24 protein-coding genes and 1 pseudogene are annotated in these 22783 nt (G+C 72.1%); 8 read left to right on the forward strand and 17 right to left on the reverse strand.

Features of this window, described 5'->3' with window-relative positions; translation table 11 throughout:
- The first annotated feature begins 208 nt into the window (after positions 1 to 208).
- Positions 209 to 1041, forward strand: a protein-coding gene (locus ACZ7BZ_RS31200) for an IS5 family transposase (protein ID WP_470361243.1) whose coding sequence is annotated in 2 segments (ribosomal slippage) — positions 209 to 539 and positions 539 to 1041 — 834 coding nt in all. Because the reading frame shifts where the segments join, the coding sequence is not laid out codon by codon here.
- On the opposite strand, the pseudogene ACZ7BZ_RS31205 reads toward ACZ7BZ_RS31200, so the two are convergent.
- Positions 1040 to 1171 (reverse strand): annotated as a pseudogene (locus tag ACZ7BZ_RS31205) (HNH endonuclease); the annotation flags it as partial. The gene ACZ7BZ_RS31200 and the pseudogene ACZ7BZ_RS31205 overlap by 2 nt on opposite strands.
- 168 nt (positions 1172 to 1339) lie before the next feature.
- Here ACZ7BZ_RS31205 and ACZ7BZ_RS31210 point away from each other — a divergent pair.
- Positions 1340 to 2686: a lipase family protein gene (locus ACZ7BZ_RS31210; protein ID WP_470361244.1), complete on the forward strand. Its 1347-nt coding sequence runs from the start codon at positions 1340 to 1342 to the stop codon at positions 2684 to 2686.
- Between the two features lie 469 nt (positions 2687 to 3155).
- Here the strand turns inward: ACZ7BZ_RS31210 and ACZ7BZ_RS31215 are convergent, their stop codons facing one another.
- Positions 3156 to 3680 (reverse strand): DEAD/DEAH box helicase family protein, encoded by a 525-nt coding sequence (locus ACZ7BZ_RS31215; RefSeq protein ID WP_470361245.1) that lies wholly within the window; start codon positions 3678 to 3680, stop codon positions 3156 to 3158.
- Positions 3681 to 3792: 112 nt separating this feature from the next.
- Here ACZ7BZ_RS31215 and ACZ7BZ_RS31220 point away from each other — a divergent pair, with 112 nt between their 5' ends.
- Positions 3793 to 3984: a helix-turn-helix transcriptional regulator gene (locus ACZ7BZ_RS31220; RefSeq protein ID WP_470361246.1), complete on the forward strand. Its 192-nt coding sequence runs from the start codon at positions 3793 to 3795 to the stop codon at positions 3982 to 3984.
- A 62-nt stretch (positions 3985 to 4046) separates the two neighbouring features.
- Here ACZ7BZ_RS31220 and ACZ7BZ_RS31225 read toward each other — a convergent pair whose 3' ends face one another.
- From ACZ7BZ_RS31225 to ACZ7BZ_RS31245, 5 genes are all read right to left on the reverse strand, one after another.
- Positions 4047 to 5201 carry a tyrosine-type recombinase/integrase gene (locus ACZ7BZ_RS31225; protein ID WP_470361247.1) on the reverse strand — a complete coding sequence of 385 codons (1155 nt, stop codon included), beginning with the start codon at positions 5199 to 5201 and terminating at the stop codon, positions 4047 to 4049.
- A gap of 592 nt (positions 5202 to 5793) precedes the next feature.
- Positions 5794 to 6027 (reverse strand): hypothetical protein, encoded by a 234-nt coding sequence (locus ACZ7BZ_RS31230; protein WP_470361248.1) that lies wholly within the window; start codon positions 6025 to 6027, stop codon positions 5794 to 5796.
- Positions 6028 to 6139: 112 nt separating this feature from the next.
- On the reverse strand, positions 6140 to 6628 hold the full coding sequence (locus tag ACZ7BZ_RS31235) for an NUDIX domain-containing protein (protein ID WP_470361249.1): 489 nt from the start codon (positions 6626 to 6628) through the stop codon (positions 6140 to 6142).
- Positions 6629 to 6693: 65 nt separating this feature from the next.
- Entirely contained in the window at positions 6694 to 7281 is a 588-nt protein-coding gene (locus ACZ7BZ_RS31240) for an AAA family ATPase (RefSeq protein ID WP_470361250.1), read from the reverse strand.
- Positions 7278 to 7718 (reverse strand): NUDIX hydrolase, encoded by a 441-nt coding sequence (locus ACZ7BZ_RS31245; RefSeq protein ID WP_470361251.1) that lies wholly within the window; start codon positions 7716 to 7718, stop codon positions 7278 to 7280. The genes ACZ7BZ_RS31240 and ACZ7BZ_RS31245 overlap by 4 nt, the downstream gene beginning before the upstream one ends.
- 752 nt (positions 7719 to 8470) lie before the next feature.
- Here ACZ7BZ_RS31245 and ACZ7BZ_RS31250 point away from each other — a divergent pair.
- A complete protein-coding gene (locus ACZ7BZ_RS31250; RefSeq protein ID WP_380454691.1) occupies positions 8471 to 8797 on the forward strand; it encodes a hypothetical protein in 327 nt (108 codons plus the stop codon).
- On the opposite strand, the gene ACZ7BZ_RS31255 is transcribed toward ACZ7BZ_RS31250, so the two are convergent.
- The 5 genes from ACZ7BZ_RS31255 to ACZ7BZ_RS31275 all read right to left on the reverse strand — a co-directional run bounded on the left by ACZ7BZ_RS31255 (position 8794) and on the right by ACZ7BZ_RS31275 (position 13709).
- Positions 8794 to 10176 (reverse strand): MFS transporter, encoded by a 1383-nt coding sequence (locus tag ACZ7BZ_RS31255; RefSeq protein WP_470361252.1) that lies wholly within the window; start codon positions 10174 to 10176, stop codon positions 8794 to 8796. The two genes, ACZ7BZ_RS31250 and ACZ7BZ_RS31255, sit on opposite strands and share 4 nt — an antisense overlap.
- 118 nt (positions 10177 to 10294) lie before the next feature.
- Positions 10295 to 10630, reverse strand: a complete 336-nt coding sequence (locus tag ACZ7BZ_RS31260) for an ArsR/SmtB family transcription factor (RefSeq protein ID WP_470361314.1) — start codon at positions 10628 to 10630, stop codon at positions 10295 to 10297.
- Between the two features lie 88 nt (positions 10631 to 10718).
- Positions 10719 to 11987 carry an MFS transporter gene (locus ACZ7BZ_RS31265; protein WP_470361253.1) on the reverse strand — a complete coding sequence of 423 codons (1269 nt, stop codon included), beginning with the start codon at positions 11985 to 11987 and terminating at the stop codon, positions 10719 to 10721.
- Positions 11988 to 12054: 67 nt separating this feature from the next.
- Positions 12055 to 12783: a TSUP family transporter gene (locus ACZ7BZ_RS31270; RefSeq protein WP_470361254.1), complete on the reverse strand. Its 729-nt coding sequence runs from the start codon at positions 12781 to 12783 to the stop codon at positions 12055 to 12057.
- Entirely contained in the window at positions 12783 to 13709 is a 927-nt protein-coding gene (locus ACZ7BZ_RS31275) for a polysaccharide lyase (protein WP_470361255.1), read from the reverse strand. Before ACZ7BZ_RS31275 ends, ACZ7BZ_RS31270 begins: the two co-directional genes overlap by 1 nt.
- A 244-nt stretch (positions 13710 to 13953) precedes the next feature.
- Between ACZ7BZ_RS31275 and ACZ7BZ_RS31280 the strand changes: the two genes are divergently transcribed.
- Positions 13954 to 14427 (forward strand): MarR family winged helix-turn-helix transcriptional regulator, encoded by a 474-nt coding sequence (locus ACZ7BZ_RS31280; RefSeq protein ID WP_470361256.1) that lies wholly within the window; start codon positions 13954 to 13956, stop codon positions 14425 to 14427.
- A 66-nt stretch (positions 14428 to 14493) separates the two neighbouring features.
- Here ACZ7BZ_RS31280 and ACZ7BZ_RS31285 read toward each other — a convergent pair whose 3' ends face one another.
- The gene (locus tag ACZ7BZ_RS31285; RefSeq protein ID WP_470361257.1) at positions 14494 to 15864 is read right to left on the reverse strand and encodes a right-handed parallel beta-helix repeat-containing protein; all 1371 of its coding nucleotides are present in this window, start codon (positions 15862 to 15864) and stop codon (positions 14494 to 14496) included.
- A gap of 85 nt (positions 15865 to 15949) precedes the next feature.
- Here ACZ7BZ_RS31285 and ACZ7BZ_RS31290 point away from each other — a divergent pair, with 85 nt between their 5' ends.
- Positions 15950 to 17095 carry a Dyp-type peroxidase gene (locus ACZ7BZ_RS31290; protein WP_470361258.1) on the forward strand — a complete coding sequence of 382 codons (1146 nt, stop codon included), beginning with the start codon at positions 15950 to 15952 and terminating at the stop codon, positions 17093 to 17095.
- 5 nt (positions 17096 to 17100) lie between these two features.
- Positions 17101 to 17889 (forward strand): phosphotransferase enzyme family protein, encoded by a 789-nt coding sequence (locus ACZ7BZ_RS31295; RefSeq protein ID WP_470361259.1) that lies wholly within the window; start codon positions 17101 to 17103, stop codon positions 17887 to 17889.
- 44 nt (positions 17890 to 17933) lie between these two features.
- Here the strand turns inward: ACZ7BZ_RS31295 and ACZ7BZ_RS31300 are convergent, their stop codons facing one another.
- Entirely contained in the window at positions 17934 to 19148 is a 1215-nt protein-coding gene (locus ACZ7BZ_RS31300) for a cytochrome P450 (RefSeq protein WP_470361260.1), read from the reverse strand.
- A gap of 172 nt (positions 19149 to 19320) precedes the next feature.
- The gene (locus tag ACZ7BZ_RS31305; protein WP_470361261.1) at positions 19321 to 20943 is read right to left on the reverse strand and encodes an FAD-dependent oxidoreductase; all 1623 of its coding nucleotides are present in this window, start codon (positions 20941 to 20943) and stop codon (positions 19321 to 19323) included.
- Positions 20944 to 21057: 114 nt separating this feature from the next.
- On the opposite strand from ACZ7BZ_RS31305, the gene ACZ7BZ_RS31310 reads away from it, so the two are divergent.
- Positions 21058 to 21690, forward strand: coding sequence for a TetR/AcrR family transcriptional regulator (locus ACZ7BZ_RS31310; protein ID WP_470361262.1), 633 nt, complete (start codon positions 21058 to 21060; stop codon positions 21688 to 21690).
- Between the two features lie 72 nt (positions 21691 to 21762).
- On the opposite strand, the gene ACZ7BZ_RS31315 is transcribed toward ACZ7BZ_RS31310, so the two are convergent.
- A complete protein-coding gene (locus ACZ7BZ_RS31315; RefSeq protein ID WP_470361263.1) occupies positions 21763 to 22083 on the reverse strand; it encodes a metal-sensitive transcriptional regulator in 321 nt (106 codons plus the stop codon).
- A 121-nt stretch (positions 22084 to 22204) separates the two neighbouring features.
- Complete coding sequence (locus ACZ7BZ_RS31320; protein WP_470361264.1) at positions 22205 to 22522, reverse strand: heavy-metal-associated domain-containing protein; 318 nt, start codon at positions 22520 to 22522, stop codon at positions 22205 to 22207.
- Positions 22523 to 22783 lie beyond the last annotated feature (261 nt).

Raw genomic sequence — 22783 nt, forward strand, 5'->3', positions numbered from 1 at the left:
CCATGGCATGGCTCGGCGGCTTCCGCCGGCTCCACCGTCGGTACGAACGCAAGGGCGAACACTTCGCCGCCTTCGCCAGCATCGCCGCAGCACTCGTCTGTCACCGCCGACTGTCCAAATGAGATGACTTCTTAGAGCTCGTAACACGATCTCGTGGATACGGGCTGGTGGGCCGTGTCCGGTGTGACGATTCGTCCGTTGGTGGGGCGTGAGTGCTCCCTGGATGGTCGATGACGAGTTGTGGGCGCTGATCGAGCCGGTGCTGCCGCCATGGCCGGAACGCTCGCCGGGGCCCCGGCCGGTGGACGACCGGCTGTGCCTGCAGGGAGTGCTGTTCGTGCTGTTCACCGGCATCACCTGGCAGCAGCTCCCACCGGAGCTGGGCTTCGGCTCCGGGCAGACGTGCTGGCGGCGCCTGTGCCGGTGGACGGAGGCCGGGGTCTTCGACCAGGTCCACCGGATACTGCTCGCCGAACTGAACGCCGCCCGGCGGATCGACTGGACACGCGCCTGCGTGGACGCCTCCCACGTACGCGCGAAAAGGGGGGCGCCGGGGTTGGCCCGTCGCCGGTCGATCGCGGCAAGTCGGGCAGCAAGCACCACCTGATCTGCGACGGCAGCGGAACGCCACTGAAGGTCATCACGACCGGCGGCAACGTCCCCGACGTCACCCAGACCCTCGCACTGGTCGACGCGGTCCCGCCCGTGGCCGGCCAACCCGGACGCCCGCGAAAGCGGCCCCAGGCCCTGCTCGGAGACAAAGGCTACGACAGCAGGCACGTCAGGCGGGAGCTGGCCAGACGCCGCATCCTGCCCGTCATCTCCCGACGCGGGGAACCGGACATCCAGGGTCTTGGGAAGCTCCGCTACGTGGTGGAGCAGACCTTCGCCCTGCTCCACCAGTTCAAGCGCCTCGCCGTCCGGTGGGAACGCCGCCTCGAACTGCACGACTCACTCGTCTCGCTCGCGTGCGCGCTGATCTGCTGGCGACGGCTCAACAAGCCGACGGCGCAATCGTGTTACGAGCTCTACGGAAGATAACCCAGGCGCGGGCGTACTCACACCAGTAGGAGGCGAGCGGGGGCTTCCACTGGTCCGGGCCCTGGTCGCCCTTGCTGCGGTTGGAGGCGGCGGAGACGGCTACGAGCTGGCTGTGCGTCAGGTCGTTGGCGGAGCTGGGTCACTGACTCAGCCGCCGTTCGTCCCGCGAAGACTTCTGGCGCCCCTGGTCAACTGCCGCGTGCCTTTGTTAGGTTGCGCCGGAACCGACATTCGGCCACTTCCCTCTTCGGGCCGTAACGGTCATCTCTCTGATCCGCTTACACCGTTTGGGAGAGTCATGCGCAAATTCAGAGTGTGGCACGCCGCGATCACGGGCGTCGTCGCCCTCGCCGTCGCCGCTGTGCCCGCTGTCGCGGCCGGCGTTCAGGAGCAGCCCTCGTCGACGACTGCCGGGAGCGACGCGTTCTACACCTACAACGGCAGCAAGCCGCTGTCCTCGTACAGTCCCGGGGACGTGCTCAAGGTCCGGACGCTGCCGTACCACGTCCTGGGTATCGCGACCCCCCTCCAGGCGACGCAGCTGCTCTACCGCACCACCGACGCGCAGGGCCACCCGTCCGCAGGCGTGACCTCCGTGCTGCGCAGCCCTGGCGGCGACGGCCGCAAGGTCGTGTCGTACCAGTCGTTCTACGACTCGCTCGACCCCGAAGACGGTCCGTCCCGGGCGGTCGCGGGCAACGTCAAGCTGCCCGGCGGCTTGATCGCAAACGGCGAGTCCACGCTCGTGGCGTCGCTCCTGCTGTCCGGCTACGACGTCGTCCTCCCTGACACCGAGGGGCAGGCCGCCCACCTCGCGGCCGCCCGCGAGTACGGGTACAACACGCTGGACTCCCTGCGTGCCGCTTCCAGCGCGGCGTCGAGGACCGGCATCAGCCCCGACGCGCGCGTCGGCCTCATGGGCTACTCGGGCGGCGCCGTCGCGACCAACTGGGCCGCCTCCCTCGCGCCCGAGTACGCCCCTGACGTCAACAAGCGCCTGGTGGGATATGCCGAGGGCGGGGTGCTCGTGAAGCCCTCGCACATCCTCAGGTACATCGAAGGCAGTCAGGTGTGGTCCGGGCTCATCCCGGAGTTGCTCATCGGGCAAGCGCGTTCGTACGACTTCGACCTCAAGAAGTACCTGAACGACTACGGCAAGCAGCTGGTCGACGAGCACCAGCACTCCTCGATCGCCGACGTACTGGGCCACTACCCCGGTCTGACGTGGAAGAAGATGGCGAAGCCGGAGTATGCGAACCCGAACTCCGTGCCCGAGCTCGTCGAGGCGGTCAACAAGGCCAACCTCGGCCTGGCACCGACCCCGACTGTCCCCGGCTACATCGGCCAGGGTAACGCCGGCTTCCTCGAGGGAACCACGAGCAACATCGCGGGCATCGGCTCGGGCGACGGCATCACGGTCGCCGGGGACACACGGGCGCTGGCGCGGAAGTACTGCGCCGAGGGCGCCGTGGTCTGGTACCAGCAGTACGACGCCCTCAGCCACTTGACCGCGCCCATGGCCACGGTGCCCACCGCGCTCGCCTGGCTGCGCGCCCGGTTCGCCGACAAGGAGGCCCCATCCTCCTGCGGCAGCATCGCCGAAGGCAACTCACTTGCGGCTGACGAGACGGTCCCCGCCGGATGAGGACCTGACGGGGGCCGCAGCGAACTTCGCCAAGACCGCTTAGTACTCCAGCCGGACTTCTCCGTTCCCGCTGGTCAACGGCCTGGGAGTGGGGAGTGTAACGGTCGGACGAGCTGTCAGGGGCGGTCTTCATGAGACCGCCCCTCGATCGTGTGCAGGCGGCGTTGATAGTGGCAACGACGGGCGACTGCCTGGCGCGTCCGGCGCCAGATGGACCGGTTCAAGGCATGAGCGCGAAACGCGTGCTGCGGCGGACGCGAGCCGTGGGGCCGGCCGTTTGCCAGGAGTCGCCGGATCTCCGCCACGGTGAGGTCGACCAGGGTGCGGGAACCGTTTCTGCAGTGGTGGCTGGCCAACAACGGCCAGGTCGGCGGCCGCCGGGTGTCAGAAGAAGTGCGCGGACACCTGGTAGGCGTCCGCGACCGCACCCACCGAGGCGTAGGTCGCGAACAACGCCACCGGCCGCCGCCTACGGGCGGCGTCCGGGAGCCACAGGGCGATCTGCAGCGGGTTCGCTCCCGCGCACCCCGCGCGGCAGCGCGCCAGGGGTGAGGGAGCAGACCGCGTGGATCCGCCCCGACCGGCCCGCCTGCTGCCAGGAAGCGACCATCTGCACCAGCAGATCCAGCGTGGGGACCACCACCAGGACCGTGCCGCGCGGCGCCAGCTTCTGCGCGGCCGCAGCGCCGACGTAGCTCTTCCCGGACCCGGTCGCCATTTGCGCCGTCACCTGCAGCCCCGCCGGTTGGGCGGGCAGCGGATGGGGCGTCAGGCCCCGCACGATGATGGTGACGATCCGGCCCGCATGCGTCCGGCCGACGTGCAGGCGCTGGCGTGCCACCATCACGACGCCGTCGTTAAGGACCTTGCGCTCACCGTGACGGCGGCGGGCCTGCACCGACGAGGAATTCCGCTTCCTGGCTGATCTTGAAGCGTGCGCTAGCGCGTCGGCCATGTCCGCACCGATCACGGCGACCTGCTGGCGACGGCTCAACAAGCTGACGGCGTGATCGTGTTACGAGCTCTTAGCAGATGACCTCGGGTCGGCCAAAACGCCTAACCGTGTGAACCTCTCGGCACTAGGTCGTCGCGCAGAGGAGGCCCCCGTGGCTCGGCAGTTCATGAACGTCAGGGAGACCGCGGAGTACCTGAACATGTCCGTTCCGTGGGTGTACCGGGAGGCGCCCCGCGTGGGTCTCGTGCCGTACAGGTTCGGGACCGGGAGGAACGCGAAGCTGCAGTTCAAGGTGGCGGACGTTCAAGCGTGGGTGAAGCAGCAGCGCATGTCGGCCGCTTGACGCCGCTGCTGCCGGGAAGACGGGGTGGGCCTGCCCGGCTGCGGCAGGCCCACCCCGTTTGGTCAGGCAGCGAGTCTGAGGTCGAGGAGCTGGGCGGCGCGGCCGATGGAGCCGGGCATCAGGTGGCGGTAGATCTTGAAGGTGACGTCGATGCTCTTGTGGCCCATCCACTCGGCGACGTCGGTGATCGGGATGTTGTGGGTGAGGCAGTTCGAGGCGAAGAAGTGGCGGTTGCCGTACATCGTCATGTCATCGGGGATGTGAACCAGCCCGGCCTGCTTGATCCGCTGCCACTGGTTCTGGATGTAGTAGTACGGGAATGGCTTGCGGAGGTCCTGGGGGTGACGGAGGAGGTAGCCGTCGACGGTCCCGTACTTGTCGGCGTACCACTCGATCGTCTGCTTCACCCGGGCGGGCAGCGGGACGTCGCGGTACTCACCCGCTTTGCGGTGCTTGAGGGGCGAGTAGTCCTTGGTGGTCTGGTTGACCTGCTCGGTGACGCGGTAGACGTCGTCGGCGACGATGTTGGCGAGGTTCACGGCGAAGGCCTCGCCGTTGCGCAGACCGCAGCCGCTCATCAGATCGACCACCAGGCGGAAGGTGTCGTCGCCGGCGGTGCGTATCGCCTGGAGCTCGGCCGGGGAGGGGATGACGGCGCGCTTCGGGTCGTACTGGGGCGGCTTGACGCCGTCGAACGGGTTCTCGTCGTAGAGGCCGAGGCGGTGGGCGTCGAGGAGGATCGCCTTGAGCTTGTCGAAGGCGTTGGACTGGGTGGCGAGGCCGACGCCGTTGCGCTCCATGGTCTGGATGAAGACCTCGACGACCTTGTGGTCGAAGGTGCCCATCCGGCGACTGCGGAAGGCGGGGTACAGGTGGTGCTCAAGCAGCGAGTCGAGGTGGCGGAGGGAGGCGGCGCCGAGGTGGCGCTGGCCGGCCTTCCACTCCTCGACGTAGGGCTCGAACTGCATCGGGCCGTACTTCTGGATCCGCTCCGCCTTGCGCTGGCTCTGCGGAGCGTTCTTCCGGGCCTGGTACACCTCGATGAGCCGGGCCTTCGCCTTGTCCTGCGTGGCGAAGCCCGACTCCTCGGTCTGCCGTCCAGCCGCGTTGCGGTACCGGATCTTGTACTCGTGCGAGCACCTCGACCACCGGCTCTCGGGGTGCTCGCACTCCTTGAAGAAGCTGCCCATGCCGCGGACGAGGTTGATGGTGGCCATGGTTGTCGACTCCCGGGTGCCTTGCTGACCTTTTGCTGACCCCGGATGGTCGATCAAGCCCCTGAGCTAGGAGGAAACGGCAGTGCGGTGGTATGTGGTGGAACTTCATCTGCCGATCCGGTGAGGAGGTCGTACACGCGTGGCAGGGTGTAATCGGGCTGCCAAGTACCGTTACGTCCTGGGTGAATTCCAGCAGTGGGTTGGTGACGGCCTCGCGCCACCGCGCGCGGTGACGGTCGGCGTGAAGCCGGAAGTACACGGTCTCGCGGCGCTCGTCGGCCGTGGTGCCGAAGTGGCCGCCAATGTTGTGGGCGAGCCTGAGACCGCCTACTGCACTGGCCGGACCGGCAACAGCTGGGCGACGCGCCTCATTTGCATCTCGGCACAGGCCATCCGGGAGGACCGAATCCTCGACGGGATCCTTGCCACTGACGGCGACATCCGACGCGTTTGGGATCTCTTCGGCCTCACGAGTTGGGCGCCCGCCGGTACGTCGAGGCCGCCGAGCAGCACCGTCTCGCTTCGAGCCCCGGGCGGACGCTCCGCCCGGGGCCAGGTCGAGTTGGCATCGCGACGCGACCTGACCGTGCAGTTACTCCTCGGGCGGGAACCCGTCAAGCAATGGGGCGCCGTGACTTAGCATCACCTCTGTGAGGGCCCGCCATTCGTCATTCTCCTCCACCAGGAGCATCTCGCGGGTGATCCTGTTGAAGATCGTCGGGATATCAACGATTTTGCCCGAGTAGAGGATCCAACCGGGCTCCGAACCATCCCAGAGATAGGCGTACTCCTCCGGATCACCCGTTGCGTGGCGTGCCGACGACATCCCATGTCCTTCCGCCTGGATTCATCACAATGCCTTCCGTGTCGTACTGATATACCCTGCCCCCCGGCAAGGGTGTCCCAGCTGCGGGGGCAGGTCTTCGATCCGGCACCGGTCACGACTCGACGAGCTGCTGCCTTCCGGAGGCGGCGTCGAATCCGTGGGTGGAGAATGCGGGCCCACCGGCCAGATACGCCTCCATCGCGGTTTTGGAGGTCGGGAACATCGGGCTGGGCAGGACGCCTGCGGCGGGGCGCCAGCGCACCTCCAGGTGCTTGTCCGGTTCGACGTTGACCAGCTCGCCCGTGAACTCGCTGGTGGCGAAGACGAACAGCAGGAACCCGCCGCGCCCGTCCCAGCCATCCTTGGCCTGAACGGTGTGCACCAGGCGGAGGTCGGACGGCTTGGCGATGAGCCCGGCTTCCTCGCGTAGCTCCCGGGCGGCAGCATCGGGGATCTCTTCCCCGGGGTCGACCTTTCCACCCGGGATCGTCCACGCGGGCCCTGGGGTCCAACTGCGCTGCCCGTACAGGAGGGTGGCGATCCGGTCGGTGTTCAGGTCGTGGGCGATGACGCCGACCGACAGCCTGCTCGTCTCGTGCATCAGGTGCTCCTGGTTGAAGGTTGAGGGGGCGATGGAGGGGAGGCGACGGTCGAGTAACCGCGCTTCTACGTGTCGCGCGGGGGCAACTGGGAGAGCGCGGTCTCACGCATGATGCGGTCGACCGTGTCGTGGAGGGTGCTGTCGCTGCCGATGACGGTCTCGATTCCGCCGGGAAGGACGTCGTGTTCGCGGTACCAGTCGCGCAGTTCCCGCTCGGTGACGGCCGCCGCCAGGTACTCGGGATCGGTTTTCGAGGCGTGCCGGACCAGTGTTTCGTCGATCGGGATGTCGAGGTAGTAGCAGCGGGTGATGCCGCGGTGTTCGTCCACCAGGCGTTGGAGCATCTCGCCGTAGTGATCGGCGTACAGGATGCCTTCGAGGACGACGTGGTAGCCGGCGCCCAGGGCGTACCGTGCCACCGTGTCGATCAAGCCGATGTTCGCGCCGCCGGGCCGGTCCCGTTCGCGCAGCACGGTGCGGCGCAGGTTGTCCTGCGCGACGATGGCCAGGCCCCGACCGAACCGGTCCCGGATGCCCGCCGCCACCGACGATTTGCCCGACGCCGAGTTTCCCCGGACGACAACGAGCCGGGTCTCCGCGCTCCCCGCAGGCGCCTCGGCGGCCGGGAGCCTCGGGTGGCTCGTGGTGCTCATGCCGGCCATCCGACGGCGGACAGCGGGCGGCCGGCGGTGATCTGCGCGAGCGCGTCGGCGGTGTAGCCGACGATCGGCTCCGGAAGCCTCTCCAGTGGCAAGAAGCGGAGGGCGGTGCACTTGTCCGGTTCGCGGTTGGTGATCGTGCCTGTGTACGCGCGGGGAGTGAAGAACAGCTGGAGGCGTCCGGCACCGTCGTCGGCGTCGAGGTGGTGGAGGGTGTGCACCAGGTCGAGGTCCTCCTCCCGGATGGTGATGCCGAGTTCCTCGTCGGCCTCGCGGGCCATACCGGCCAGGACGGACTCTCCCGCTTCGAGGTGGCCCGCCGGAGCGTGCCAGTGCTGGTCGGCGAAGGTGGTGTTGGCGCGCTGTCCGAGCAGCACCCGGCCGTTCTCGATCAGGACCAGGTGCACTCCGACACCCGTGTTGTGCGGCACGGGACGGTCTCCTTCCCAGGGGTGAGGGAACCGGTGCGGGGAGCGCGGCCGGTTCAGGGCATGGCGAAGCTGCGCCTCAAACTGGTGATCGTTCGTCGTACATGAGTGCGCAGGCAGGTGTCCCACCGTAGGCGTCTCGGCGGGGCCGCGTCGGCGTGTCGCGGCAGAAGCCACACGATCCGGTGAACAGCCCCAACTCGTTATACTGAGAAGGCGGTTGCTGGTCGACCGGGGCAGTGTGCCACGGGGGACTGACAATCGCGCCACGCTCGGCGGGAGGTGGGCGTTCACGCCTCCGCCAGGGCGGTGATTCGGCTCCGGAGGCGCTCGGCGTCGCGGAGGCTCCTGTGGCTCTCGTACTGCCCGAGGCTGGCGGTGTACCAGCCGCGGGCGGCGCCCAGGAGCCCTGAGCGTCCCGGCTCGTGAAGCACACGCCCGCCCTCGGCGCGGGAGTGGCTCGTCTCCTGGGAGGAGCCCAACGAACGGTGTGACCCGGTTGGGTTGAGTTGACGACGGCCGGCGCAGGGGCGAGCCGGTCGCCGCCCGGCGGAATCGGCTGGACCGGCACGGCTGCCCCGCGTCCGGGGCACGACGGTCCGGCCCCGATCAGGGGAGCGGAGCCACGCGCGTGTGCAGACCCTCGCCCCGTGCCGTGGCCGGGTGCTCCCGCCAGTGCGGCGTTCGGGCGGACCTGCCCGGAACGGCTTCCGATGGAAGGGGGTGCGGCGGGGCGCGGGGTTAGCCTGGCCCGCATGTACAACGACGGTCTGGTGACGTGCACCGCGCGTGAGCTCGTGATTCGCCGGTACTACTTCCCGCTGGCGTCCGCCAAGCGCATTCCGTACTCGCGGATCCGCGGGCTGCAGCAGGTGCCGCTGACCCGGCTCGGCGGGCGCTGGCGGATCTGGGGCTCCGGGGACTTCGTGCACTACTTCAACCTCGACCTGGGGCGGGTGGACAAGAGCGTGGCCTTCGTCCTCGACCTCGGCGGGCGGGTCAAGCCGGTGATCACCCCCGACGAGCCGGAGCGGCTGGTGGCGGCGATGGCCGCGCACCGGATCGAGGTGACCCGGGGTTAGCCCAGGGCGGCGCGGGGTGGGCGGGGCCAGTCGGGGTGGTTCTGGTCGATGACGTAATGGTGGCCGTGCTGCCAGCCGCCGTCGGCGGCGGGGCGGGCGCCGGTGAGGTGGGGGTGGTCGGCGGGCAGGTCGGTGTGGAGGTGGGGGAGGGCGTCCGGGTCCCGGGCGGGCCACAGGGTGGTGGCGGCCAGTGCGGCGGCGAGGGCGACCGTGCCCAGGACGAGGGCGGTGACCGGGAGGCCGGCGCCGGCGGCGAGCCAGCCGGCCAGCGGGTAGGTGAGCAGCCAGCAGCCGTGCGAGAGGGAGAACTGGGCGGCGAAGGCGGCGGGCAGGTCCGGGTCGGCGGCGGAGCGGCGGACGACCCGGCCGGCCGGCGTCAGCACGGCCGAGCTGCCGGTGCCGATCAGGGCCCAGGCGGCCAGCAGGGCGTACCAGCTGCCCGGGCCGGCCGGTGCGGCGGTGATCGCGGTGGCGGTGGCCAGGACGCAGGGCAGGGCGTAGGCGGCGGGCAGCATCACGGACCGGTCACCGATCCGGGCCAGCAGCCGGGGGATCAGCAGTGCGGCGAGCATCGAGCCGACGCCGTACGCGCCGAGGGCCAGCGAGACGGCTCCGGCGGGGCGGTGGAAGTGGTCGCGGACCACGTTGACGGTGTCGACGAAGACGATCGCGCCGGCCGCCGCCACCGCGAGGTCGAGCGCGAGCAGCGCCCGGAGTCGCGGGGTGGCCCGGAACAGCCGGGTGCCGAAGGTGGCCTTGCGGTAGATCCCGTCGGTGCGCCCGACCGGACCGGGCGCGGGCGAGGTCGCGGGCTTGGGCAGGACGGCGGAGAGGACCAGGGCGGCGGAGCCGAGGAAGCCCGCCGTCGTCCCGATGAACAGCCAGTTGTAGGTGACCACGGACAGCAGCAGTGCGGCGAGTGCCGGGCTGAACAGTGATTCGAGGTCGTAGGCAAGCCGGGACATCGACAGCGCCCGGGTGTAGTCGTGCTCGGCGGGCAGTACGTCCGGGATGGTGGCCTGGAAGGTCGGGGTGAAGGCGGCGGAGGCGGCCTGGAGCAGGAAGATCAGGACGTAGACCTGCCACACCCGGTCGACGAACGGCAGGGTGAGGGCGACGGTGGCCCGGGTGAGGTCCATCGCGACCATCAGGGTGCGGCGGGGGATCCGCCCGGCGACTGCTCCGGCGAGCGGTGCGACGGTCACGTAGGCGACCATCTTGATCGCCAGTGCGGTGCCGAGCACCGCCGAGGCGTCGGCGCCGGCGATCGAGTACGCCAGCAGCGAGAGCGCCACGGTGGCCAGGCCGGTGCCGACCAGGGCGACGACCTGGGCGGTGAACAGGTGGCGGTAGGCGCGGTTGCGCAGCACGGTCGGCATGGCCCGTCCCGGGGCGGTGAAGGGGGGTGATGGGGGTGACGGACCCATGATAGGCAATGTGTGCGTACCTGTGCACCTGTTTGCCGGGAACCGGCCCGACGCCGGTGGGGCGCCGGGCTCAGTCGTGCGGCGGCAGGTGGCCGATCTGGTGGTCGGCGACGTTCAGTGCCTCGTCCACCAGGCGGCGCAGGTGTCCGTGCTGCAGTGAGTAGACCACCCGCCGGCCGTCCTTGCGGGTGGCGACCAGTCCGGCCAGTCGCAGCTTGGCCAGGTGCTGGCTGACCGAGGGTCGGGCGGCGCCGGTCGCCTCGGTCAGCGTGGTCACGTCCGCCTCGCCCCGGCCGAGGCGTTCCAGCAGTGCCAGTCGGGTGCGGTCGGCGAGCAGCGAGAGCACGGACGCGGCGACGTCCAGCCGCGCCTCGGCCCGCCGTTGCGAGCGGTGTGCATCTGCCATCGGGGTGCTGGAGCTCATGGCGCCATCGTAGGGCGGGTGCGCAGGTGCGTTCATGAGGACGGGTCGGGTGGCGGCGCCCGCGGTGGGGTCAGCGGGTCGGCTGCTCGACCGGCTGCTCGGCGTCGGCGGGCGCCGGGGCGGGTTCGAGGTCGCCCAGTCGCGGGATCGCGAACAGCGCGGCCAGGATCAGCGCGCCCGCCATGACGACCGGGACGCGGATGCCGATGGTGGAGCCGATCACGCCGCTGAGGGACGCGCCGATCAGCATTCCGATCCGCATCAGCATCAGGTAGCAGCTGTTGACCCGGCCGAGCAGTTCCTTCGGCACGGTCTGCTGGCGCAGCGAGATCGCCTGGACGTTCCAGATGACCACCCCGAAGTTGCCGACGGCGAACAGCGGCGCCACCACGAACACCGAGGGGCTCAGGCCCATCAGCAGCAGCGCCGAGCCCATCAGCACGAAGGAGAGGGTGATCCGGGCCCGCCGGCCCAGCCGCTCGCTGATCCGGCCGGCCAGCATGCTGGCCGCCGTGCCGCCGGCCACACCGGTGGCCAGGACGGCGCCGTACGCCCAGGTGGGCTCGCCCAGGGTCCGGGTGACCAGCAGGGCCATCATGGTGATGCCGAGCGAGGAGGCGCCGGCCGCCAGGGCGGAGAGCGAGGCGACCAGGCGCAGTTGCTTGTGCTGGTACAGCCAGCGGACGCCGTCGCGGACCTCGGTCATCACCCGGCGCTCGGACTTCGCCCGGGGGGCGCCGGAGCGGCCGGTCGCGGCGACCAGGGCGGCGGCGAGCGCGAAGGACAGGCCGTCCACCGTGAACGGGTAGCCGGCGGCGACGGCGAACAGGGTGGTGCCGACCAGCGGGCCGATCATCCGGCCGACCAGCAGGCCGCCCTGGAGCCGGCCGTTGGCGACGTCCAGTCGGTCGGAGCGGACCACGTCCGGGATGGCGGAGGTGGCGGCGTTGACGAACACCGTCTCGCCGCAGCCGAGGATGAAGGCCAGGGCGGCGAGCAGGGCCAGCGGCGGGGTGGTGGAGAAGACCCAGGCGGCGAAGCCCAGCACGATGGCGGCCCGGCCGAGGTCGATCGTCCACATCAGTCGGCGGCGGTCGAAGCGGTCGGCGATGACGCCGCCGAACAGGGCCATCAGCAGCCAGGGCAGTGATCCGGCCACCGCGACGACGGACACCGAGGACGGGGAGTCCGAGATGGCCAGGGCGAGCAGCGGCAGCGACGAGTCCCGCATGCCGTCGCCGACTGCTGAGATCGACGATGCCGACCACAGCATGGCGAATTTCCGGCCCAGTTGGGGCCTGCTGCGGTGCGCGGATGTCGTGGGGCTGGCTGAGGTCACCGACGCAGTATGGCATGACCGCTACAGCTTTGGTCGACCCTTCACAGAGCATTCCCAGCCGGAAGTCTCAGAGTCCGGAAACCCCCTTGACGAGGGTGGTCAGACCGCCCGCGAGGGCCAGTCCCAGCACCACCGTGCGGGCCCGCCGCTCCGGTACCCGGGCGGCCAGCAGCCGGCCGACCACCGCCCCGCCCGCCACCGCCGCGATCACCAAACCCCAGGCGGGCGCCGTCAGTTCGGGCAGTCCCTTGGCCGCCATCGAGACGGCGTTCACCACCACACCGTACAACTGGGCGTTCGGCACGAACTCCCGGGCCGTCCAGCCGGAGTTCACCGCGTACAGCGATACCGCCGGACCGCCCACCCCGGCCGCCGAGTTCATCAGCCCGCTGGTCGCCCCCGCCACCACCGCCCCGCCGACCCCGCGCAGCGCCGGGGCCCGCACCCCCCGGATCACCAGCAGAGCCGCCGCGCTGGTCAGCAGCCCGATGCCGACCAGGAGTCCCGGAGTCGGGACGGACGCCGCCACCCACGCCCCGGCCGGGACGGTGCAGGCGGCGGCGGCCAGCAGCGGCAGCATCGCCCCCGGCCGGACCTGCCGCCAACTCCCGGCCAGGCCGATGGCGCTGATCGCCAGCGAGGCGCAGTTCGCCAGCGTCACCCCGCCGTTCGGGCCGAGCAGCAGCACCAGGACCGGCGCCGCGACCAGGGCGAAGCCGATGCCGGCCAGCCGTTGGACGGACGCGCCGAGCAGTACCACCAGGCCCAGCAGCAGTTCACCGGCCCAGCCGCTCATCAGTGCTGGACGCCGGCGGAGAGCGAGAAGTCGGCGAAGTACGCCTGCTGGGTGCTCGCCGGGCCCCAGCTGGTGTCGTGGCCGCCGTAGAAGGTGGAGAACAGCACCCCGCCGAAGGGGATCGAGCCGATGCCGGAGGCGGTGCCGGTGGCGGCGTGCACCTGGCGGCCGTCGTACCAGACGGTGATGTCGCCGGTGCGGCGGTTCACCAGCTGCTCGACGGTGTGCCAGTGGTCGTCCGCCTGGAAGTGCCAGTCGCCCAGGCCCTCGTCCACGCCGTAACCGGTGGGGCCGGAGTTGCTCGGGGTGTACAGGTAGACCTCGCCGTTGTCGGGGCTGCCCTTGGCGGTGCGCCACATGTAGCGGGTGGACCAGCCGGCGCCGTGGTTGCCGCCGGACTCCTGGCCGATCGTCCCGCCGTACAGGCCCGGAAGCTTGCCGGCCTTGCCCCAGTCGCGGCCTGCGGGGAACCGGACGGAGTACTTGAGGTCCAGGGTGGGGCCCTGGGCGAGGGCGGACAGGCCGAGGGCGTTGAGGTCGGTGTAGAACTGGCCGCCGCCGGGGTTGGGGCAGTCGGTGCAGGTGTTGGCGGAGGAGCCCGCGCCGTACGTCACCCGCAGCGCCGGGCCGCCCCCGGGGGCGGCCGGGTCGTCGGCGGCGCTGAAGTCGGCGGCGCCCCAGGCGCCCTGGCCGGCCACGCCCCAGGTGTGCTGCCACTGCGGGGTGCCGTAGCCGCGGAATCCGGCGCTCCAGGCGACGGCTCCGCTCGGTGCGGCGGCGGGCGATGCGGCGGTGGTGGCGGCGGATGTGGAGCTGGTGGCCGTCCGGTCGCGGGCCCGGGCGGGGGCGGCCGAGCAGCCGGCGGTGGCGAGCAGGGCCAGCGCGGCCAGGGCGGCCAGGGCGGCGGTGCGCGCGGGGCGGTTCATCCGGGCTCCTCGGTCGGCGGTCGATCCGTACCGATCATGCCGTACGGCCGAGTTGTGCTTGGGCAAAGGAACGGGCAAGGACTGGGTGCGGGCGGTGGCCAGTGGCGGGCGGGGCCGACGGGAGGAGTCGCGGACTGGGCCGTGTGGCGAAAGTAGTTGCACAAGCACTATATGTGGCAAGGGCAATATTTCCTGCCCAGGCCTACCCTGGAATCCTGCACGTACTCGGAAGGAGACCGGGCCGATGACCGCCACGGATCCCGCACTGACCGCCCTCGCCAACGGATGGGCCGCCCTCTACGTCCTGTACGGCAGGATCGAGGCGCACATCGAGCGGGCCCTCCAGTCGAAGCACGAACTCAGCGTGCGCGAGTACTCGCTGCTGGAGGTGCTGGGCCGCCAGCACGACGGCGAGGGCGGCCACCTCCAGATGAAGCAGGTCGCCGACGCGGTCGTGCTCAGCCAGAGCGCCACCACCCGGCTGGTCTCCCGGCTGGAGGACCGCGGTCTGCTCGCCCGCTACCTGTGCCCCACCGACCGCCGGGGCATCTACACCGACGTCAGCGCTGAGGGGCTGAGGCTGCTGGCCGAGGCCCGGCCGACCAATGACGCCGCGCTGCGCGAGGCGCTCGACGAGGCGGGCCGGAACCCCGAACTGGCCCCGCTGGTCGCGGCGGTGGAGGCGGTGAAGCCGCCGGCGTTGCTCCGGCGGCCGTGAGCGAAGCCTGGGAGCCGGTTCGGGGTTCCGGCCGCGGGGCCCACCCGGGCCGGCGGATCGGGCGGATCAGTGGGTGAGGACGGCGTCGGCGGTCGCCGGCAGCGGATAGGAGTCCGGGTCGACCGGGCCCGGCAGGTCGGTGGCCGGGCGGCCCGGGGCGTTCGGGTCCGGCAGTGACGGCTGGGCGGGCGGGGCCGGGACCTGGTTGAAGGGCACGCCGGGCGGGGCCTGGACCGGGGCCGCGCGGCCGGCGGTGAGCGGGCTGCGGCTCTTGGCGTCGCAGGCGGCCAGGGTTTCCAGGCCGTCCGGGCTCTGGGTGCCGGGCTGACCCGGGGCGAAGTTGCCGGCGAAGCAGTTGCCCGGGTCGGCGGAGGCGAGGACGAGGTCCGCGCCGTTGCCCTCGGCGCGGTTGCCCTGGATCCGGTTGCCGCCGGCCGGGTGGCCGGGCGGGTCGGTGACGATGACGCCGGCCGCGCGGTTGCCCTTGACCAGGTTGCGTTCGACCCGGTTCGCGGTGCCGCCGCCGATCCCGATGCCGATGCCGAAGCCGCCGTCGGCCTGCTCGGGGGTGTCGGAGGCGTTGTTGTCGGTGACGGCATTGCCGGCGATCACCGCGCCGTGCTGGGGGGCGAGGGCCTCCAGGTCATTGGAGTTGACGGTGACGCCGACCCGGTTGCCGACCACCCGGTTGCCGAGGAACCAGAGGTTGTCCGAGGCGTTGGTGATCTCGATGCCGACCGCGTTGCGCTCCACGGTGTTGCGGCGGACCAGGGTGTCGCAGGGCTTGCACTGGCCGACGTAGATGCCGGAGTCGGCGCCGCCGGAGGCGTAGGAGTCCTCGATGATCCCGGCCCGGGCGTCGAAGGCGTAGATGCCGTACAGGCCGTTGTTGTAGGCGGTCACGCTGGTCGCCCGGAAGCCCTGGACGGGCGGGAAGCGGGTGGTGTCCAGCGGGTTGTAGGCGGAACCGCCGGCGCCGCGCTGCTGGAGCTTCTCGTCGGTGACGCCGGTGAACAGCACGCCGTTGGCGAGGTAGCCGTGCACGGTGAGGTTCTCCACCACCGAGCCGGGCCCGGTCACGGTGACGCCGTTGACCAGCCGGACGCCGCCGTCCAGCACCACGGTGTTGCGGTCGGTGCCGCGCAGCACGATCCGGGGCTTGGTGATCCGCACGCTCTCCTGGTACGTCCCGGGGGAGACCAGGACGGTGTCTCCCTCGCGGGCGACGTCCACCGCCTTCTGGACCGACGGGAAGTCCTGCGGGACGCGGACCACGGTGCCCTCCGGGTGCCGGGCGTCGGAGGAGGAACCGCCGGCGGTGGAGCAGCCGGCCAGGGCGAGGGCGGCGACCAGCAGGGCGGGGAGCGTACGGACCCGGCGCGCCCCGGGGCGGAGCGGTGGTTCGGAGGCGGATTGACGGGGAGTCAAAAGTTGCATACGGGGTGTTCTATCGTCTCCAATGTCGGTCATGCATGCCGAAACCGGAAAGGCGCGGAAACAGCCGGATGCCGTCAGGGGCGGTGTGGACCGGAGGGCACTGATCGCGGGCGGGGGTGCGGTGCTGGCCGCCGGGGTCGGCGCGGGGGTCGTGGCCCTCGGGCGGGGGCCCTCCGGCTCCCAGCCACCGCCCCCGGAGGCCCCCGTGGTGCCGTTCCACGGCGAGCGGCAGTCCGGGGTGACGGCCCCGCAGCAGCCGGCCACCCTGCTGCTGGCCCTCGACCTGGCGCCCGCCGCGACCTCGGACGGGCGGGCCGGCCTGCGCTCCCTGCTGGGGGAGTTGACCCGGGTGCTCGCCGAGGCGGCGGACGGCGGCTCGGCCGACCCGCGCCTCCAGGGTGGGGAGCCGGCCCGGCTCAGCACCCTGGTCGGGGTCGGACCGGGGCTGGCCACCCGGCTCGGCCTGAACGTCCCGCCCGCGCTGGCGGACCTCCCGGCCTTCCCGGGGGACCGGCTCGACCCGGCGCGCGGCGGCGGCGACCTGCTGGTGCAGCTGTGCGCCGCCGACCGCTGGCCGCTCACCGTGGTCGCCGAACTCCTCGGCGCGGTCGCGCGATCGGCCGGCGCGAGCGTGCGCTGGACCCAGCCCGGCTTCCTGCCGCGCACGCCTCCGGGCACCACCCCGCGCAACCTGTTCGGCTACAAGGACGGCACCGCCAACCCGAACCCGACGGAGGCCGACCAGTGGGTCTGGGGCCCGCCGGGCCCCCACCGGAACGGCACCGTCCTGGTCTACCGCCGCATCCGGATGGACACCGCAGGCTTCGCCGCCCTGCCCGAGGACCGCCGTGACCTGGCCATGGGCCGCCGCCTCACCGACGGCACCCCGCTCACCGGCACGGCCGAGCACGACGACCCGGACATCTACGCCAAGAACCCGGACGGCTCGTACGTCATCCCCAACAGCGCCCATGTGCGTCTCAGCAGCCCCCGGCTGGACTCCGGCGCCCGGATGCTGCGGCGCGGCTACAGTTACGACGACGCCCCCGACGACCGGGGCCTGCTGTTCTGCGCCTTCGTCCGGGACCCGGAGCAGTTCACCCGGGTGCAGAACCGGCTGGCCGCCAAGGACGCGCTCAACCCCTTCCTGGTGCACACGGCTTCGGCGGTGGCCTACGTACTGCCGGGAGCACGGGAGGGCGGGGTACTGGGCGATGGATTGTGGGGGTAGTGCGGGTGAGTCGCGAAGAGGAACAGCCGCTGACGGGCGGGAACGTCAGCGTCGGGGTGGTGCGCGTCGGCGACACCGTACGGCGCCCGGCCGGGCCGTGGACTCCGGCCGTGCACGCGCTGCTCGGGCACCTGCACGCGGTGGGTTTCCGGGCCGCGCCCCGGCCCCTCGGGCTGGACGAGCGAGGGCGCGAGGTACTGACCTTCGTGCCCGGCGAAGTGGTCTGGCCGTACGGCTTCGAGCTGCTGGCGCCGCGCGAGCGGCTGGCCGGTCTGGCCCGGCTGGTCCGGGAACTCCATGACGCCGTAGAGGACTTCACGCCTCCGCCGGACGCCCGGTGGCAGGTGCTGATCCCGGCGGACGAGGACGGGATCATCGTCCACCACGACCTCGCCCCGTGGAACCTGGTGGCCGATGAGGGCGGGCGGTTCGCCTTCATCGACTGGGACACCGCCGGCCCAGGCTCCCGGCTGTGGGACGTCGCCTACGCGGTGCACGGCTTCGTCCCGCTGCTGGCGCACCCGGACTGGCGGCGGTCCGACGCCGAGGCCGGGGAACGGCTGCGGGTCTTCGCCGACGCGTACCGGCTCGACGAGGCCGAGCGGCGCCGTCTGGTGCCGCTGCTGGGGCGGCGCACCCGCTCCATGCACGACTTCCTGCGCGACCGGGCGAGCCGGAGCGTCCAGCCCTGGGCGCGGCTGTGGGCGGAGGGGCACGGCGACGCCTGGCGTCGCGATGCCGAGTACATCGAGGAGCGCGAAGCGCACTGGGAGCGCGCCCTGTTGGACGGTTGAGCGGTCGGACGGCCGACCCCGTCGGCGGGCCTCACCGGCCGACGTCACCAGTCGACCGGGAGCGCGGCCGGGCTGCGGGTGGTGCCGCCCAGTTGCCAACTCAGCTGCTCCACCGGGGTGGTGAGGCGGAGGCCGGGCAGGGCGGTGGCCAGCCGTCGGAGCGATTCGCGCAGTTCGAGGCGGACCCGCCAGGCGCCGATGCAGTAGTGCGGGCCGGCGCTGAAGGCCAGGGTGGGGGCGTCGAGCGGGGCGGCGAGGTCGGCCGAGATCCCGGCGGGGTAGACGGCGGGGTCGCGGTTGGCGCTGCCGAGGCTGGCGGCGACGACGGCGCCGGCCGGGATGGTGACCCCGCCGACCTCGACCGGGGCGGTGGCGCGGCGGACGGTGGCCTCGTCGTCGCCCAACGGGATGAAGTGCAGCAGCCGTTCGGCGGTGTGCTCGGTGATGCCCGGGTCGGCCAGCCGGGGCCAGTGGTCGGGGCGCTCGCCGAGGAGGTAGACCAGGGCGTTGCCGAGGGCGCCGGTGACGCTCTCGTTGCCGCTGGCGGTGAGGCCGAGGACGAGGAAGGCGAGGGCGTCCGCGGGGATGCCGCCGTCCTGGTCGGCGGCCCGGACCAGTCGGCTGACCAGGTCGGGGCCGGGCGCCCGGCGCCGGCGCTCGATCAACTCCTCGGTGAAGGAGCGGAATTCGGCGAGCGTCTCGGCTTGTTCCGGGTCCGGACCGCTGCCCTGGGCGAGCAGGGCGACGGTCCAGCGCCGAAGTCGCCGCTCGTCCAGGCGGTCGGGGCCGTCGCCGTCCAGGCCCATCAGCCGGGCGGTGACCGCGAAGGGCACCGGCCGGGTGAAGGCGGTGACCAGGTCGGCGGGGGGTCCGGCGGCGAGCAGCGCGTCCACCGCCTGCTGCACGGCGGAGGCGACCCAGGGCTGCCAGCCGGCGATGGCGCGCGGGGTGAACGCCTTCTGGACGGTGGCGCGCAGCCTGCGGTGGGCGGGGCCGTCCTGGTTGAACAGCGAGGCCGGGTTGGCGGCGACGTCGGCGGTGGCGCCCGCGGTGCCGACCTCGTGCAGGTCGCTCCGGGTGAGGCGGGGGTCGCCGAGGACCTGCCGGACGTCGTGGTAGCGGGTGACGAGCCAGGCGGGGGTGCCGTCCGGGAGGGTGGTCGGGTGCGGCGGCTGGGCGGGGGTGACGGGGAGGCGGTGGAGCGGGGGGAGTGCGGCGGGCGGGGCGTCGGTGCCGGTGTCGGCTGCGGCGGAGTCCATGGAATCCTTCGGGGTCGGCGGCGCTGCTGGGCACGGGCATCCAACTGTCATATTTTCCGAGGGAATTGGACCCTTCGGGAGGTTTTCCCGTTTCGGCCCGATGGTACGCCCCCGAACCCTCCGTACGGTGTCTCAACGCCCGGAGGTGGGCTCCGGGCGGGTTCGGCCCGGGTCACCCGGTGAGCGCCCGCAGGTGCTCGGTGACGGTGGCCCGGTCGGCGGTGGCGCCGGTGAGCGAGACGTGGCCGTCCGGGCGGACCAGCACCACGGCGCCGCCGCGCAGGCCGTAGGCCCGGGCGGCGTGGCCGTAGGGGTCGCGGACGGTGGCCACCCGGAGGCCGGGGAGGTCGGGGAGCCCGGTCGGGCTCGGGAGCTCGGTCGGGCCCGGTCGGCCGGACGGGCCCGGGAGACCGGTCAGGGTCGGGTGGTCGCCGAAGGCCAGCAGGGTGAAGTGCGGGCCGCGGAACAGGTCGAACAGTCGGGTGGGGGTGCCGTCCGCAGTGGTGCACGGCGCGTCCGGGGCCCGGTCGCCGGCCCGGATGCCGGTGGCCACGTCCAGGTCGCGGCCGAGCGGTCCGCCGCGGTAGGTGATGGCGAGTCCGGTGAGGTCGGCGCCCTGGACGGCCATGGTGCGGAACTGGGCGGTCAGCACGCCGGCGCCGCCGCCGTCCGCTCCGCCGAAGGCCGCCTTGTGGTGGGCGGCGGTGGCCGCGAGGCTCGCCCGGGCGACCGGCATCCGCTCCTCCTGGTAGCTGTCGAGCAGGGCGTCGGGCGCGCCGCGCAGCACGGCGGCCAGCTTCCAGGCGAGGTTGTGGGCGTCCTGGATGCCGGTGTTCATCCCCTGGCCGCCCGCCGCGGACTGGCAGTGGGCGGCGTCCCCGGCGAGCAGCACCCGGCCGTCGCGGTAGCGCTCGACCAGCCGGACGGTGGGGCGCCAGACGGTGGACCAGATCGGTTCGTGCATCCGGACCCCGGGCAGGCCGGCCCGTTCGGCGAAGAGCCGGCGGAAGGTGTCCAGGGTGGGGGCGGGCAGTTCACCGTGCTCGTCCGGTTCGACGGCGGTGTGCACGGCCCACGTGCCGTCCTGGCGCATCGGGACGAGGGTCATGGCGCCGGCGCCGAACTTCGGGTGGTTCCAGATGTGCAGGTGCTCCGGGTCCAGGCCGTCCAGGTCCATCGACGCCATGATGAAACGTTCCTCCTCCCAGGTCTCGCCGAGGAAGGGGATGCCGGCCAGCTTGCGGACGCTGCTGCGGCCGCCGTCGCAGCCGATCAGGTAGCGGGCGCGCAGCGTCGTCGTCCGGCCGTCCCGGCGGAGGGCGGCGAGCACGCCGTCGGCGTCCGCGGCGTGGTCGACCAGCTCGGTGCCGGTCTCCACCGCGAGGCCGTACTCGGCGAGCCGGTCGCGCAGCACGGCCTCGGTCTGGTGCTGGGCGATCAGCAGCATCCCGGCGTACGGGCGGTCCGGGGAGGGCGGGTTGGTCGCCGCGGGGTCGACCTCCTCGATCAGTCGGGTGCCCCGGTAGGCGCGGACCCCGAGGTTGAGCGCCCCGCGGTCGAGGATCGGCTCGACCACGCCGAGGTCGTCGAACACCTCCAGGGTGCGCGGGTTGACGCCCTTGCCGCGGACGCCGGCGGTGCGGAACTCCCCGTCCCGTTCGATGATCCGGCAGTCGACCCCGGCGCGGGCCAGCCCGATGGCGAGCGTGAGGCCCACCGGGCCGGCGCCGACCACCAGGACGTCGGTGGCGGGCGCGGTGGTGGCGGTGAAGTCGTCGGTGAGTGCAGTGCGCATGGTGGACGCCCCCTGTCCAGTCGGCCATAAGATACGGCGCGTTTCCTGTCTTGGACTGTAGACTTCCCCCACTAAGAAACGCAACGTATCTACGAGAGTCGGGTGCGGAAACCGGTGACGAGCGGCAGAACGGGCTCCCCGCGGCGGCGGCGCGGGGGCGAACTGGAACAGGCGATCCTGGACGCCGTCTGGGCCGAACTCACCGAACACGGCTACGCCCGGCTCACCATGGACGGCGTCGCCGCCCGCGCCCGCACCAGCAAGCCGGTGCTCTACCGCCGCTGGCCGAACCGGGTCGAACTGGTGATGGCCGCCCTCGGCCGCAACGCCCCCGACTACCGGGAGCCGCCGGACACCGGCGACCTGCGCACCGACCTGTCGCAGTTCCTCGGCAGCCTGCTGCACCGCTTCGACGATCTGCCGGTCGAGGGCGTCCACGGATTCCTGGTCGACCTGATGCGCGACCCCGAACTGCGCTGCGTCTTCCGCGCCGGGCTCACCCACGAAGGACCGGTGGAGACCCTGGGGGTGATGATGCGCCGGGCCGTCGACCGGGGCGAGGTCGACCCGGCCCGGCTCACCCCGCGGGTCGTGGCGCTGCCGCTCGACCTGCTGCGCGACGCCTTCATGATCGCGGGAGAGGTGCCCTCGGACCGGGTGGTCGCCGAGGTGCTGGACGAGGTGGTCCTGCCGCTGCTGCGGGCGCCGGTGGCGGGCGCGGGCGGGGTGGACACCCCTACCCCGTAACGCGCCGCACCCCCGGCGGGCGGATGCCGTCGGGGGTGCGGGGTGCTGCGGGGTGCGTCGGTGGCCCTGACCCTATGAGCGGACCAGGCGGGCGATGGCCTGATTGGCCTCGCGGACCTTGGCGTTGGCGTCCTGGCCGCCCTCGGCGATGGCGTCGCGGACGCAGCATTCGATGTGCTCGTCCAGGAGTTGCAGGGCGAAGGACTGGAGGGCGCGGCTGGCGGCGGAGACCTGGGTGAGGACGTCGATGCAGTAGGTGTCCTGCTCGACCATGCGCTGCAGGCCGCGGATCTGGCCCTCGATGCGACGGAGCCGCTTGAGGAAGTCGTCCTTGTGGGGGCTGTAGCTGGCCATGGCCGTCTCCGGTTCCTGTGCGGTGAGGAGGCCTCTCACTCTACCGGGGCGCGGTGGGAGGGGAGTCGGCCCGGACGGGCGTCGGCGGACGGGAGTTGACGCACCGGAGTCGCCGTACCGGAGTCGCCGTACCGGAGTCGCCGTCCGGGCTGACGGTGGGTCAGGCGCCGAGGCGGCCGATCAGGTCGTAGCCGGCCTCATCGACGGCGGCGGCCACGTCGGCGTCGGTCAGCGGCGCGGTGCTGTCGACGGTGACCTGCCCGGTGGCGAGGTCGACCGCGACCTCGGTGACGCCGGCGACCTTCTTCAGCTCGGCGGTCACCGAGCTGACGCAGTGGCCGCAGGTCATGCCCTTCACCTGGAACACGGCGCGCTCGGCGGCGGCCGTGGCGGGGGCCTCGGCGGCGCCGGTGCCGCACGAGCCGCAGCAGGAGCCCTCGGTGGCGGCCGGCTCGACGGTGACGGTGGTCTCGCTCATGGTGTGCTCCTGTCGTCGGTACGGGTGTCGGTCGTGCGGGTGTCGGTCGTGCGAGCGACGCCTTCCGGAGTGGCCCGGGGGCCGCTTCGATGATGAAGATACCATACCCCCCTAGGGTAAGTGGAGCGGTGTCGGGCTCCTCGCCGGCCGGCGTACGTGCGGCCAGGGCGGACGGTGGGGGAGTGTGACGGATGCGCGCCCCCGGGTGGGAATCTCCCCGCCGGTGGAGCGGCCACGGCCCGTCGTGGCAAGTGCGCACGG

Source organism: Kitasatospora sp. NPDC036934 (genome assembly GCF_055608425.1).

Excerpts from the sequence above, each read along its gene's own strand:
- ACZ7BZ_RS31260 (WP_470361314.1), bottom strand. The coding sequence starts at position 10,630 with ATGGCAGATGCACACCGCTCGCAACGGCGGGCCGAGGCGCGGCTGGAC.
- ACZ7BZ_RS31255 (WP_470361252.1), bottom strand. The coding sequence starts at position 10,176 with ATGCCGACCGTGCTGCGCAACCGCGCCTACCGCCACCTGTTCACCGCC.
- ACZ7BZ_RS31230 (WP_470361248.1), bottom strand. The coding sequence starts at position 6,027 with ATGTCGTCGGCACGCCACGCAACGGGTGATCCGGAGGAGTACGCCTAT.
- ACZ7BZ_RS31300 (WP_470361260.1), bottom strand. The coding sequence starts at position 19,148 with ATGGACTCCGCCGCAGCCGACACCGGCACCGACGCCCCGCCCGCCGCA.
- ACZ7BZ_RS31275 (WP_470361255.1), bottom strand. The coding sequence starts at position 13,709 with ATGAACCGCCCCGCGCGCACCGCCGCCCTGGCCGCCCTGGCCGCGCTG.
- ACZ7BZ_RS31225 (WP_470361247.1), bottom strand. The coding sequence starts at position 5,201 with ATGGCCACCATCAACCTCGTCCGCGGCATGGGCAGCTTCTTCAAGGAG.
- ACZ7BZ_RS31285 (WP_470361257.1), bottom strand. The coding sequence starts at position 15,864 with ATGCAACTTTTGACTCCCCGTCAATCCGCCTCCGAACCACCGCTCCGC.
- ACZ7BZ_RS31235 (WP_470361249.1), bottom strand. The coding sequence starts at position 6,628 with ATGCACGAGACGAGCAGGCTGTCGGTCGGCGTCATCGCCCACGACCTG.
- ACZ7BZ_RS31320 (WP_470361264.1), bottom strand. The coding sequence starts at position 22,522 with ATGAGCGAGACCACCGTCACCGTCGAGCCGGCCGCCACCGAGGGCTCC.
- ACZ7BZ_RS31250 (WP_380454691.1), top strand. The coding sequence starts at position 8,471 with ATGTACAACGACGGTCTGGTGACGTGCACCGCGCGTGAGCTCGTGATT.
- ACZ7BZ_RS31280 (WP_470361256.1), top strand. The coding sequence starts at position 13,954 with ATGACCGCCACGGATCCCGCACTGACCGCCCTCGCCAACGGATGGGCC.
- ACZ7BZ_RS31210 (WP_470361244.1), top strand. The coding sequence starts at position 1,340 with ATGCGCAAATTCAGAGTGTGGCACGCCGCGATCACGGGCGTCGTCGCC.
- ACZ7BZ_RS31270 (WP_470361254.1), bottom strand. The coding sequence starts at position 12,783 with ATGAGCGGCTGGGCCGGTGAACTGCTGCTGGGCCTGGTGGTACTGCTC.
- ACZ7BZ_RS31305 (WP_470361261.1), bottom strand. The coding sequence starts at position 20,943 with ATGCGCACTGCACTCACCGACGACTTCACCGCCACCACCGCGCCCGCC.
- ACZ7BZ_RS31240 (WP_470361250.1), bottom strand. The coding sequence starts at position 7,281 with ATGAGCACCACGAGCCACCCGAGGCTCCCGGCCGCCGAGGCGCCTGCG.